Here is a 12,637-nt window from a genome sequence, read left to right as displayed (position 1 = left end):
CCCGTGAGGCACCCTCGCCCCGGCCCGCGCAAGGCCCCGCGCCGCCGCACGCCCCTCGCGTTACCCTCGTACCCCAACAGCCCCTCGGGCGGGGCGACTTCGGGCCATGGACGGGCCGTCAGGCGGCCGGCGGGGGCAATTTCCCGAGGCGCCCTCCCCTCCGCCGCGCCCGCGTGGCACTCTGGTGCCGGGCAAGCGCTTCAACGTCCCCGGTGCCGCGTCGTGTTGAGCGGAGTTGACGCGCGTCGACCACGGAGGGTCATCCCCGTGCGGGGCACCCCGGACGGCAACTCTCCGCAACCCCTTTTCCTTTGGAAAGTGTCCGCATAGCGGAATGACCTGACCGATAGGTGTGTAACGAGTCCGTTTCGCACCCATCTGCTTCGCCTCTATTTGTCCGGATTTTAAGAGCCGACTGGAACAGGTGTGACCGAACCGAAACCAAAAGGGTGTGGTCAGTCGTCGTTCGCATGACGAATAGTGTTCGGCGTAGAGCTCGGGTCAATGGGTCACGCGCTGTCGCGCCGACTCACGAGCACACTGAGGCGCAGCACTCCATGAAGGCACCGTCGTCGGCATGTGTCGTGCGCCCCTCTCTTTGCAGTGGACAAGTGGACTCATGAGGAGGAACCCCATGCGTGGTGCGACAAGCGCCAAGTGGGTTGCGGGCGCGGCGATCATCGCTCTGGCGGCTACCGCCTGCGGCAGCGACGACGGCGACAGCAACGACAGCAGCAAGAAGCCCGCCGCGGGCGCGGTGAACGCCAAGGGGATCTTCTCCGTCGAGGTCGGCGAGCCGCAGAACCCGCTCCAGCCGGCGAACACGATGGAGTCCAACGGCAGCATCGTCACCCGCTCGCTCTTCGCGCAGCTGGTCGACTATGACCCCAAGGGCAACATCACCATGGTGAACGCCCAGTCGGTGGACACCAAGGACAGCAAGACCTACACGGTCAAGCTCAAGCCCGGCTGGAAGTTCCACGACGGCACCACCGTGACCGCCGAGTCCTACGTCAAGGCGTGGAACTGGGCCGCTCGTCCCGAGAACAAGCAGCAGAACGCCTTCTGGTTCTCCGACATCAAGGGCTTCGACGACGTCGCCCCGGCCAAGGGCAAGCCCAAGGCCGAGGAGATGTCCGGCCTCAAGGTCGTCGACGACAACACCTTCACGATCGAGCTGAGCAAGACCCTCCCGTACTTCGAGTACAAGCTCGGCTACGAGGTCTTCTCGCCGCTCCCCGAGTCCTTCTACAAGGACCCGAAGGCGGCCGGCGAGAAGCCGATCGGCAACGGGCCCTACAAGTTCGTCAGCTGGGACCACAAGAAGCAGATCAAGGTCGTCAAGTTCGACGGCTACCAGGGTCCCGACAAGGCGCAGAACGGCGGCGTGGTCTTCAAGAACTACTCCAGCCTGGACACCGCCTACGCCGACCTGACCTCGGGCAACGTCGACGTGCTCCGCCAGATCGGCGCGAAGGACCTCCCGGTCTACAAGAGCGACCTCGGCAACCGCGCCGTGGACAAGGCGTACTCGGCGACCCAGTCGATCGTTCCCGCCTTCTACGGCAAGCAGTTCAAGGACGTCGACCCCAAGGTCATCCAGGGTCTGTCCATGGCGATCGACCGCGACACGATCACCAAGACCGTGCTCCAGGGCACGCGTGAGCCCGCGACCGGCTTCGTCGCCAAGGGCGTCAAGGGCTACCAGCCGAACGTCGCCGGTGACGTCACCAAGTACGACCCGGCCAAGGCCAAGCAGCTCATCAAGGACGGCGGCGGCGTCCCGGGCAACAAGATCTCGATCCAGTACAACGCCGACGGTGGCCACAAGGAGTGGGTGGAGGCCGTCTGCGGTTCCATCACCAAGGCGACCGGCATCAAGTGCGTGGGCGACTCGAAGGCCGACTTCCAGGCCGACCTGAACGCCCGTGACGCGCACCAGGTCAAGTCCTTCTACCGCAGCGGCTGGGTCCTCGACTACCCGGTGAACGCGAACTTCATCCGTGACCTCTACGGCACGAAGTCGGACGGCAACCAGAGCGGCTTCTCCAACAAGGAGGTCGACGACCTGATCACCAAGGCCGACTCGGCCAAGACCCTGGACGACTCCGTGAAGGAGTACCAGGAGGTCGAGAAGAAGCTGGTCGACACCATGCCGGCGATTCCGCTCTGGTACTACAAGGTCAACGCCGGCTACTCGGAGAAGGTCCAGAACGTGGACTACGCGCAGAACGGCGACCCGATTCTGACGCAGATCCAGGTCAAGAAGTAACAAAAGAATCCAGGCTCGTTGCGACCCGGCCGGTGTGAACACCGCCGGCCGGGCGCCTAGCCGCAGCTGGGGGCCCTTTTCCGACGGACGCACCGGACGTCGGGAAGGGGCCCGTTGGCTGTCAGCTGTGACTACATGGAGGCACGATGGGGCGCTACGTCATACGACGCCTGCTCCAGATGATCCCGGTGTTCATCGGGACCACTCTGCTGATCTTTATCGCGGTCTACGCCCTACCGGGCGACCCCGTGCGGGGGCTCTTCGGGGACAAGACACCCACTGCGGCGCAACTCACGTCGCTCCGGCACGAGTACGGGCTCGACAAGCCCATCTTCGTGCAGTACCTCCACTACATGTGGAACATGGTGGCCCACCTGGACTTCGGTACGCAGATCGCGAGCGGACGTCCGGTGACCGACATCCTCGGTGACGCCTTCCCGGTGACCATCAGACTCGCTGTCCTCGCGCTCGTCCTGGAGATCGTCTTCGGCATCACGCTCGGTGTCATCTCGGGCATGTTCGCCGGAAAGCTCCTCGACCAGGCCATCCTGGTGCTGACGCTGCTCTTCATCGCCATCCCGGTGTTCGTCCTCGCGTTCCTCATCCAGACCTCGATCCTGTTGCCGTCCGGATTGCCGCAGAACGTCAACAACGACAACGACATCGGGCAGATGCTGGCACCGGCCGCCGTACTGGCGACGGCGTCACTGGCATACGTCACCCGGCTCACCCGGGGCACGTTCGTCGAGAACCGCCGCGCCGACTACATGCGCACGGCCGTCGCCAAGGGCCTGCCGCGGCGCCGCGTCATCGGCGTCCACCTCATGCGCAACTCGCTGATCCCCGTGGTCACCTTCCTCGGCACCGACCTCGGCGCCCTCATGGGTGGCGCGATCGTCACCGAGAAGGCCTTCAACATCAAGGGCGTCGGCGGCACGATCGCCGAATCCATCACGCGCCGTGAGGGCACCACGCTGGTCGGACTCGTGACGATCCTCGTCCTCGTCTACCTGCTGTGCAGCCTGCTCGTCGACCTGCTCTACGCGGTCCTGGACCCGAGGATTCGCTATGCCTGACATCACCAAGGAAGCCGCGGACGAAGCCGCGAAGCACACGCTCGGCGAGCCGGTCCCCACGGCCGGACCGGCCGTCGTGGAGGCGGCCGCCGAGGTCAAGACCCGCAGCCTGTGGGGCGACGCCTGGGCGGACCTGCGCCGCCGGCCGATGTTCATCATCTCGGCGCTGATCATCCTGCTGCTCGTCGTCATGTCGGCGTTCCCCGGCCTCTTCACCGGCACCGACCCCACGGCCACGGACCTCCAGAACCACTTCCTGAGCAAGCCGAAGCTCGGGCACTTCTTCCAGGCGGACTGGCTCGGCTACGACCAGCAGGGCCGCTCGGTGTACGCCCGCGTGGTCCACGGCACGCGCAACTCGGTCCTCGTCGGCTTCGGCGCGACCGTCATCGTGACGCTGCTCGGCAGCCTCGTCGGCATGGTCGCCGGTTACTTCGGCGGCTGGCTCGACGCGGTCCTGTCCCGGATCACCGACATCTTCTTCGGCATCCCGTTCCTGCTCGGCGCCATGCTCGCCATGAACGCCTTCACCGACCGCAAGTGGTGGCTCGTCGCCGCCGCGCTCGGCATCCTCGGCTGGACGCAGATCACGCGTGTCATGCGCGGATCGGTGATCACCGTCAAGCAGTCCGACTACGTGCAGGCCGCGAAGGCCCTCGGCGCGAGCACCTCGCGGATCATGATCCGGCACATCCTGCCGAACGCCATGGCCCCGGTGATCGTCGTCTCGACCATCGCCCTCGGCTCGTACATCGGCGCGGAGGCCACGCTCTCCTTCCTCGGTCTCGGGCTCTCCGCCCCGGCCGTCTCCTGGGGTGCCGACATCTCCGACGGCCTCGCCCAGATCCGGGTGGCCCAGCACGTGCTGCTGTACCCCTCGATCCTGCTGACGCTCACCGTTTTCGCCTTCATCATGCTCGGCGAAGCCGTCCGCAACGCCCTCGACCCGAAGCTCCGCTGAGGGAGACGCTCGTGACCATCATCGATTCCACTCCGGACACCGTCCCCTCCCCGCGCGACCCCGGCGCCGAGGGCGGCCCGCTCCTGGACGTGCGCGACCTGCACGTCGAGTTCCACACCCGCGAGGGCGTGGTCAGGGCGGTCAACGGTGTCAACTACACGGTCGCCCCGGGCGAGACCCTCGCCGTGCTCGGCGAGTCCGGCTCCGGCAAGTCCGTCACCGCCCAGGCGATCATGGGCATCCTCGACATGCCCCCCGCCAAGGTCCCGCAGGGCGAGATCCTCTTCCGCGGCAAGGACATGCTCACGATGTCCCGCGAGGAGGCCCGGCAGATCCGCGGCCAGAAGATCGCGATGATCTTCCAGGACGCGCTCTCCTCGCTCAACCCCGTGCTCACCGTCGGCTACCAGCTCGGCGAGATGTTCCGGGTCCACCAGGGGCTCTCCCGCAAGGACGCCAAGGCCAAGGCCATCGAGATGATGGACAAGGTCAAGATCCCGGCGGCCAGGGAGCGGGTCAACGACTACCCGCACCAGTTCTCCGGCGGTATGCGCCAGCGCATCATGATCGCCATGGCGCTGTGCCTGGAACCCGACCTCGTCATCGCGGACGAGCCCACCACGGCGCTCGACGTGACGGTGCAGGCCCAGGTCATGGACCTGCTCGCGGAGCTCCAGCGCGAGTACAACATGGGGCTCATCCTGATCACCCACGACCTCGGTGTCGTCGCCGACGTCGCGGACAAGATCGCCGTCATGTACGCGGGCCGCATCGTGGAGACCGCGCCGGTGCACGACATCTACCGGAACCCGGCCCACCCCTACACCAAGGGCCTGCTCCAGTCGATCCCCCGCCTGGACATGAAGGGCCAGGAGCTCTTCGCGATCAAGGGCCTGCCGCCCAACCTGCTGCACGTCCCGCAGGGGTGCGCCTTCAACCCGCGCTGCACCATGGCGCAGGACATCTGCCGTACCGACCGCCCGCCGCTGGTGGACGTGCTCGGCACCGACGGCGAGCCGCTCGCGGGCCGCCGCAGCGCCTGCCACTTCTGGAAGGAGACGGTCAATGGCTGAGAAGCCGGAGCAGAGGAAGGCGGACGCCGCCCCCAACGTCTCCGCCGTGGAGACCGTGAAGGCGGCCACCGAGGAGGAGGCCGTCGCCGCGATCGACGCGAACGTCGGGCGCGGGGAGCCGATCCTCCAGGTGCGCAACCTCAAGAAGCACTTCCCGCTCACGCAGGGGATCGTCTTCAAGCGCCAGATCGGCGCGGTCAAGGCCGTGGACGGGGTCTCCTTCGACCTCTACCAGGGCGAGACGCTCGGCATCGTGGGCGAGTCCGGCTGTGGCAAGTCCACCGTCGCCAAGCTGCTCATGACGCTGGAGACGGCGACCGAGGGCGAGGTCTTCTACAAGGGCCAGGACATCACCAAGCTGTCCGGGCGCGCCCTCAAGGCCGTGCGCCGCAACATCCAGATGGTCTTCCAGGACCCGTACACCTCGCTGAACCCGCGCATGACGGTCGGCGACATCATCGGCGAGCCCTTCGACATCCACCCGGAGGTCGCGCCGAAGGGGGACCGCCGCAAGCGCGTGCGGGACCTCCTGGACGTCGTCGGGCTCAACCCGGAGTACATCAGCCGGTACCCGCACCAGTTCTCGGGCGGCCAGCGCCAGCGCATCGGCATCGCCCGCGGCCTCGCGCTCAACCCCGAGGTGATCATCTGCGACGAGCCGGTCTCCGCGCTCGACGTCTCGGTGCAGGCGCAGGTCATCAACCTGATGGAACGGCTCCAGGACGAGTTCAACCTGTCCTACGTCTTCATCGCGCACGACCTGTCGATCGTCCGCCACATCTCGGACCGGGTCGGGGTCATGTACCTCGGCAAGATGGCCGAGATCGGCACGGACGAGCAGATCTACGAGCACCCGACGCACCCCTACACGCAGGCGCTGCTCTCCGCCGTGCCCGTCCCCGACCCCTCGCAGCGCGAGCACCGCGAGCGGATCATCCTCACCGGGGACGTGCCCTCGCCGGCCAACCCGCCGAGCGGCTGTTCCTTCCGCACCCGCTGCTGGAAGGCGCAGGACAAGTGCGCGCAGGAGACCCCCCTGCTCGCCGTGCCGGAGGCGTTCCGTGCCGGGGACACCCTGGCCGCGCACGAGTCGGCGTGCCACTTCGCCGAGGAGAAGGACATCGTGAACGCCGCCTGAGGCGTCCCGTCCGGCCCGAAGGCCCCGTCACCTCGCGGTGACGGGGCCTTCGGCGTGTCCGGGGCCCGCCGTGCCGCAGCCCCGCGCCCCCGCCGCCGCCCCGGCGTTCCGTGTCCGTCCCCCGCCCGCCCCCTCCGGGTGACTCGCCCGGCTCAGCTCGCCGTGCGCGCTTGTCCGCTATGCGATGGTATGGGGCACTAAGTGCGATATAACGCTCACGAGGAGGCACCGATGCGAGGAGCCACGCACGCGAAATGGGTCGCGGGGGCGGTCGTCGTGGCGCTGGCCGCGACGGGCTGCGGCGGCGGCGACGGAGGCGGGGGCAGTGGCGGTGGCGGCAAGGGTGGCGGCGTCGTCCGCGCCTCCTGGGGCGATCCGCAGAACCCCCTGGAGCCGGCGAACACCAATGAGGTGCAGGGCGGCAAGGTGCTCGACCTGGTCTTCCGGGGACTCAAGCGGTACAACCCGAAGACCGGCAAGGCCGAGGACATGCTGGCCGAGAAGATCGACACCAAGGACTCGCAGAACTTCGACATCACCGTCAAGAGCGGCTGGAAGTTCTCCAACGGCGAGAAGGTCACCGCCAAGTCCTTCGTGGACGCCTGGAACTACGGCGCGAACCTGAAGAACAACCAGAAGAACGCCTACTTCTTCGGCCAGATCGACGGCTACGACAAGGTGCACCCCTCCACCGGGCAGGCCAGCGCCCAGTCGCTCTCCGGGCTCAAGGTGACCGGGGACCGCACCTTCACCGTCAAGCTCAACCAGAAGTTCTCCACCTGGCCCGAGACCCTCGGCTACGCGGCCTTCGCCCCGCTGCCCCGGTCCTTCTTCGACAACCACGCGCAGTGGCTCAAGAGGCCCGTCGGCAACGGCCCGTACACCATCAAGTCGTACAAGCGCGGCTCGCAGATGCAGCTCCGCAAGTGGGACGGCTACCCGGGCAGCGACAAGGCGCGCAACGACGGCGTGGACCTCAAGGTCTACACCGACGTCAACACCGCCTACACCGACCTGACCGCAGGGAACCTGGACCTCGCCGACGACATCCCGGCCAACCAGCTCCGCAACGTCAAGAACGACCTGGGCAACCGGTACATCAACCAGCCCGCCGGGATCATCCAGACCCTCGCCTTCCCCTTCTACGACAAGGAGTGGAACGGTCCCAAGAGCGCGGACCTGCGCAAGGGCCTGTCGATGGCGATCAACCGCAAGCAGATCACCGAGACGATCTTCCAGAAGACCCGCACCCCCGCCACCGACTGGACCTCGCCGGTGCTCGGCGAGGACGGCGGGTACAAGCCCGGGCTGTGCGGCGAGGCGTGCGACTACAAGCCCGCCGAGGCGAAGAAGCTCATCGAGGGCGCGGGCGGCATCCCCAACGGCCAGGTCAAGATCGGCTACAACGCCGACACCGGCTCCCACAAGGAGTGGGTCGACGCGGTCTGCAACAACATCAACAACGCCCTCGGCAACGACAAGGCGTGCGTCGGCGACCCGACCGGCACCTTCGCGGACTTCCGCAACAAGATCGGCCAGCACAAGATGCCCGGCCCCTTCCGCGCCGGCTGGCAGATGGACTACCCGCTGATCCAGAACTTCCTCCAGCCGCTGTACTTCACCGACGCCTCCTCCAACGACGGCAAGTACAGCTCGAAGAAGCTCGACGGCCTCGTCAACAAGGCGAACGCCGAGACGGACACCAAGAAGGCCGTGACGACCTTCCAGGACGCGGAGAAGGTCGTCCGCGACGACATGGCCGCGATCCCGCTCTGGTACCAGAACGGCAACGCCGGCTACTCCGACCGCCTCTCGAACGTGGCCCTGAACCCCTTCAGCGTCCCGGTCTACAACGAGATCAAGGTCAGCTGACGGCGCACCGCCCCGGCCGAGAGCCCCGGCGCACTCCCCGTGCGCCGGGCATCGGCGTTTCCCCGTCCCCCGCCCGACCCGAAAGGGCCCGCGCCCCCAACCCCGGAGCTGTCCATGGGACGTTATGTGATCCGGCGTCTGCTCCAGATGATCCCGGTCTTCATCGGCGCCACGCTGCTGATCTTCCTGATGGTGAACGTGATGGGCGACCCCATCGCGGGCCTGTGCGGCGACCGCCAGTGCGACCCGGCCACCGCCAGCCAGCTCCGTCACGACCTCGGCCTCGACAAGCCCGTGTGGCAGCAATACCTCACCTACATGGGCAACCTCTTCACCGGGGACTTCGGCACCGCCTTCAACGGCGAGTCCGTCCTCGACCTGATGGGCGACGCCTTCCCCGTGACGATCCGGCTCACGATCATCGCGATCATCTTCGAGATCGTCATCGGCATCAGCCTCGGCGTCCTCACCGGTCTGCGCCGCGGCAAGCCCGACGACACCGGCGTCCTCATCCTCACCCTCGTCGTGATCTCGGTGCCGACCTTCGTCACCGGCCTGCTGCTGCAACTGCTCCTCGGCGTGAAGTGGGGCTGGATCAAACCGGCCGTCTCCGCCGAGGCCCCCTTCGACGAACTGATCCTGCCCGGACTCGTGCTCGCCTCGGTCTCGCTCGCCTACGTCACCCGCCTGACGAGGACGTCGATCGCCGAGAACCGCCGCGCCGACTACGTCCGCACCGCCATCGCCAAGGGCCTGCCGCGCCACCGCGTCATCGTGCGGCACCTGCTGCGCAACTCGCTCATCCCCGTCGTCACCTTCATCGGCACCGACATCGGCGCCCTCATGGGCGGCGCGATCGTCACCGAACGCATCTTCAACATCCACGGCGTCGGCTACCAGCTCTACCAGGGCATCCTGCGGCAGAACACGCAGACGGTCGTCGGCTTCGTGACCGTTCTCGTCCTCGTCTTCCTGATCGCCAACCTCCTCGTCGACCTTCTCTACGCCGTTCTCGACCCGAGGATTCGCTATGCGTGAGCCCGAGCCCACTCCGGAGTCCGAGCCGGAGCCGGAGAACCACCTCCCGTCCGCCGACGAGGCGGTCGGCGCCACCGGCCAGGGCGGCGCGACGGCCCTCGCGACCGGCGAGGGCGGCAGCCTCGTCGGCGAGGAGCCGGAGGGCGGCGACCCGCGCGAGAAGCCCCGCAGCCTCTGGTCCGACGCCTGGCGCGACCTGCGGCGCAACCCGGTCTTCATCATCTCCGCGCTGATCATCCTCTTCCTGATCGTGATCTCGATCTGGCCGTCCCTGATCGCCTCGGGCAACCCGCTCCAGTGCGACCTCTCCGACGCCCAGAAGGGCGCCCGCTCCGGGCATCCCTTCGGCTTCACCAACCAGGGCTGCGACGTCTACACCCGCACCGTCCACGGCGCCCGCGCCTCGGTGACCGTCGGCGTCTGCGCGACCCTCGGCGTCGCCATCCTCGGCTCGATCCTCGGCGGCCTCGCCGGTTTCTTCGGCGGCTTCTGGGACTCGATCCTCTCCCGCCTGACCGACATCTTCTTCGCCATCCCCGTCGTCCTCGGCGGCCTCGTGCTGCTCTCGGTCGTCACCTCGAACACGGTCTGGCCCGTCGTCGGCTTCATCGTGCTCCTCGGCTGGCCGCAGATCGCCCGTATCGCCCGCGGCTCGGTCATCACGACGAAGCAGAACGACTACGTGGAGGCCGCGCGGGCCCTCGGCGCCTCCAACACCCGGATGCTGCTGCGCCACATCGCGCCCAACGCCGTCGCGCCGGTCATCGTCGTCGCGACGATCGCGCTCGGCACGTACGTGGCACTCGAAGCCACCCTGTCCTTCCTCGGCGTCGGCCTGCGGCCCCCCACGGTCTCCTGGGGCATCGACATCTCCGACGCCTCCGGGAACGTGCGCAACGCCCCGCACATGCTCCTGTGGCCCTCCGGGGCCCTGGCGATCACCGTGCTCGCCTTCATCATGCTCGGCGACGCGGTGCGCGACGCCCTCGACCCCAAGCTGCGCTGAGGAGCCCGCCATGCTGCTGGAAGTGCGAGACCTGCACGTCGAGTTCGCCACCAGGGACGGCGTCGTCAAGGCCGTCAACGGGGTCAGCTACGACGTCGACGCGGGCGAGACCCTCGCGGTGCTCGGCGAATCGGGCTCGGGGAAATCCGTCACCGCCCAGGCGATCATGGGCATCCTCGACATGCCGCCGGGCCGCATCCCCTCCGGCGAGATCCTCTTCGAGGGCCAGGACCTGCTCAAAATGAAGGAGGACCGGCGGCGCAAGGTGCGCGGCGCGCAGATCGCGATGATCTTCCAGGACGCGCTCTCCTCGCTCAACCCGGTCCTCACCGTCGGCCAGCAACTCGGCGAGATGTTCACCGTCCACCGGGGCATGTCCCGGAAGGACGCCCGCGCCAAGGCCGTCGAGCTGATGGAACGGGTCCGCATCCCCGCCGCCAAGGAACGCGTGCGCCAGTACCCGCACCAGTTCTCCGGCGGGATGCGCCAGCGCATCATGATCGCGATGGCGCTCGCCCTCGAACCCAAGCTGATCATCGCGGACGAGCCCACCACGGCGCTCGACGTGACGGTGCAGGCCCAGGTCATGGACCTGCTCGCGGAACTCCAGCGCGAGTACCACATGGGCCTCATCCTCATCACCCACGACCTCGGCGTCGTCGCGGACGTCGCGGACAAGATCGCCGTCATGTACGCGGGCCGCATCGTGGAGACCGCGCCCGTGCACGAGATCTACCGGAACCCGGCCCACCCCTACACCGAGGGCCTGCTCCAGTCGATCCCGCGCCTGGACCAGAAGGGCCGGGAGCTGTACGCCATCCAGGGCCTGCCGCCCAACCTCCTGCACATCCCCGACGGCTGCTCGTTCAACCCCCGCTGCCCGCGCGCCCGCGAACGCTGCCTGCACGACGACCCGCCGCTCTACGAGGTCTCGCCGGCCAGGGCCAGCGCCTGCCACTACTGGAAGGAGACCCTCGATGCATCGCGATGAGCACGGCAGCCGCAAGGAGGCCAGGCGCGAGGGCCGGGAGGCGGAACGGCTCATGTCCAGGGCGCACCAGGAGAACTCCTACGCGGCGGGCGAGCCGATCCTCGAAGTGCGCGGCCTGACCAAGCACTTCCCGCTGACCCAGGGCATCGTCCTCAAGCGGCAGATCGGCGCGGTCAAGGCCGTGGACGGCGTCGACTTCGACCTCGGGCGCGGCGAGACCCTCGGCATCGTCGGGGAGTCGGGCTGCGGCAAGTCGACCGTCGCCAAGACGCTCGTCCACCTGGAGGCGCCCACCGGCGGCACGATCCGCTACAAGGGCGAGGACATCGCCAAGCTCTCGGGCCGGGCGCTCAAGGCCGTGCGCCGCAACATCCAGATGGTCTTCCAGGACCCGTACACGTCCCTCAACCCCCGGATGACCGTCGGCGACATCATCGGCGAGCCCTATGACATCCACCCCGAGGTCGCGCCGAAGGGGGACCGCCGCAAACGCGTGCAGGACCTCCTGGACGTCGTCGGGCTCAACCCCGAGTACATCAACCGCTACCCGCACCAGTTCTCCGGCGGCCAGCGCCAGCGCATCGGCATCGCGCGCGGCCTCGCGCTGCGCCCCGAGATCATCGTCGCGGACGAGCCCGTCTCGGCCCTCGACGTCTCGGTGCAGGCGCAGGTCATCAACCTGATGGAACGGCTCCAGCAGGAGTTCGACCTCTCCTACGTCTTCATCGCGCACGACCTGTCGATCGTCCGCCACATCTCCGACCGCGTCGCCGTCATGTACCTGGGCCGCGTCGTCGAGACGGGCACGGACGAGCAGATCTACGAGCACCCGACACACCCCTACACGCAGGCGCTGCTCTCCGCCGTGCCCGTCCCCGACCCCTCGCGGCGCGAGCACCGCGAGCGGATCATCCTCACCGGCGACGTGCCCTCGCCGGCCAACCCGCCGAGCGGCTGCCACTTCCGGACGCGGTGCTTCAAGGCGCAGGAGAAGTGCGCGGTGGAGGACCCGGTGCTCGCGATCCCGGAGTGGTTCAAGGGGCGCGGCCTCGCGGCGGAGCACCCTTCGGCGTGCCACTTCGCGGAGGAGAAGCGGATCGTGCCGGCGGACTGAACGGGGCTTAACACGGCGGCAATCCGGTGGACGCCGTTCCGATATACGGACGGGGGATGGTCTTTCTTGTACGACCGTGCGGGTGCCGTTTGACCG

The 12,637-nt window shown here is 67.8% G+C and carries 10 protein-coding genes; all 10 read left to right on the top strand.

The annotated features are described in order from the left end of the window. Positions 1 to 634 precede the first annotated feature (634 nt). The 10 genes from SSBG_RS08655 (at position 635) to SSBG_RS08610 (ending at position 12,541) form a co-directional block, all read left to right on the top strand. The gene (locus SSBG_RS08655; protein WP_008745807.1) at positions 635 to 2,272 is read left to right on the top strand and encodes a peptide ABC transporter substrate-binding protein; all 1,638 of its coding nucleotides are present in this window, start codon (positions 635 to 637) and stop codon (positions 2,270 to 2,272) included. Between the two features lie 146 nt (positions 2,273 to 2,418). Continuing rightward, complete coding sequence (locus SSBG_RS08650; protein ID WP_008745806.1) at positions 2,419 to 3,348, top strand: ABC transporter permease; 930 nt, start codon at positions 2,419 to 2,421, stop codon at positions 3,346 to 3,348. After that, positions 3,341 to 4,309 carry an ABC transporter permease gene (locus SSBG_RS08645; RefSeq protein WP_008745805.1) on the top strand — a complete coding sequence of 323 codons (969 nt, stop codon included), beginning with the start codon at positions 3,341 to 3,343 and terminating at the stop codon, positions 4,307 to 4,309. The genes SSBG_RS08650 and SSBG_RS08645 overlap by 8 nt, the downstream gene beginning before the upstream one ends. 11 nt (positions 4,310 to 4,320) lie before the next feature. After that, a complete protein-coding gene (locus SSBG_RS08640; RefSeq protein WP_008745804.1) occupies positions 4,321 to 5,382 on the top strand; it encodes an ABC transporter ATP-binding protein in 1,062 nt (353 codons plus the stop codon). Then, entirely contained in the window at positions 5,375 to 6,520 is a 1,146-nt protein-coding gene (locus tag SSBG_RS08635; protein WP_037869280.1) for an ABC transporter ATP-binding protein, read from the top strand. Before SSBG_RS08640 ends, SSBG_RS08635 begins: the two co-directional genes overlap by 8 nt. Positions 6,521 to 6,751: 231 nt before the next feature. After that, positions 6,752 to 8,392, top strand: a complete 1,641-nt coding sequence (locus SSBG_RS08630) for a peptide ABC transporter substrate-binding protein (protein ID WP_008745802.1) — start codon at positions 6,752 to 6,754, stop codon at positions 8,390 to 8,392. Between the two features lie 114 nt (positions 8,393 to 8,506). Continuing rightward, positions 8,507 to 9,430 carry an ABC transporter permease gene (locus SSBG_RS08625; protein WP_008745801.1) on the top strand — a complete coding sequence of 308 codons (924 nt, stop codon included), beginning with the start codon at positions 8,507 to 8,509 and terminating at the stop codon, positions 9,428 to 9,430. Continuing rightward, positions 9,423 to 10,436 (top strand): ABC transporter permease, encoded by a 1,014-nt coding sequence (locus SSBG_RS08620; RefSeq protein ID WP_008745800.1) that lies wholly within the window; start codon positions 9,423 to 9,425, stop codon positions 10,434 to 10,436. The genes SSBG_RS08625 and SSBG_RS08620 overlap by 8 nt, the downstream gene beginning before the upstream one ends. A 10-nt stretch (positions 10,437 to 10,446) precedes the next feature. Beyond that, positions 10,447 to 11,427, top strand: coding sequence for an ABC transporter ATP-binding protein (locus SSBG_RS08615; protein WP_037869277.1), 981 nt, complete (start codon positions 10,447 to 10,449; stop codon positions 11,425 to 11,427). Beyond that, a complete protein-coding gene (locus SSBG_RS08610; RefSeq protein WP_037869275.1) occupies positions 11,414 to 12,541 on the top strand; it encodes an ABC transporter ATP-binding protein in 1,128 nt (375 codons plus the stop codon). Before SSBG_RS08615 ends, SSBG_RS08610 begins: the two co-directional genes overlap by 14 nt. Positions 12,542 to 12,637 lie beyond the last annotated feature (96 nt).

Origin of the sequence: Streptomyces sp. SPB074 (assembly GCF_000154905.1) — a bacterium.
Lineage (GTDB): Bacteria > Actinomycetota > Actinomycetes > Streptomycetales > Streptomycetaceae > Streptomyces.
Note: the sequence above shows the minus strand (reverse complement) of the source record. Positions and strands in the feature narration are given on the sequence as shown.

Bases quoted from the DNA above. Each gene is read 5' to 3' on its own strand.
- SSBG_RS08635 (WP_037869280.1), top strand. From the start codon at position 5,375: ATGGCTGAGAAGCCGGAGCAGAGGAAGGCGGACGCCGCCCCCAACGTC.
- SSBG_RS08625 (WP_008745801.1), top strand. From the start codon at position 8,507: ATGGGACGTTATGTGATCCGGCGTCTGCTCCAGATGATCCCGGTCTTC.
- SSBG_RS08650 (WP_008745806.1), top strand. From the start codon at position 2,419: ATGGGGCGCTACGTCATACGACGCCTGCTCCAGATGATCCCGGTGTTC.
- SSBG_RS08615 (WP_037869277.1), top strand. From the start codon at position 10,447: ATGCTGCTGGAAGTGCGAGACCTGCACGTCGAGTTCGCCACCAGGGAC.
- SSBG_RS08655 (WP_008745807.1), top strand. From the start codon at position 635: ATGCGTGGTGCGACAAGCGCCAAGTGGGTTGCGGGCGCGGCGATCATC.
- SSBG_RS08610 (WP_037869275.1), top strand. From the start codon at position 11,414: ATGCATCGCGATGAGCACGGCAGCCGCAAGGAGGCCAGGCGCGAGGGC.
- SSBG_RS08630 (WP_008745802.1), top strand. From the start codon at position 6,752: ATGCGAGGAGCCACGCACGCGAAATGGGTCGCGGGGGCGGTCGTCGTG.
- SSBG_RS08620 (WP_008745800.1), top strand. From the start codon at position 9,423: ATGCGTGAGCCCGAGCCCACTCCGGAGTCCGAGCCGGAGCCGGAGAAC.
- SSBG_RS08645 (WP_008745805.1), top strand. From the start codon at position 3,341: ATGCCTGACATCACCAAGGAAGCCGCGGACGAAGCCGCGAAGCACACG.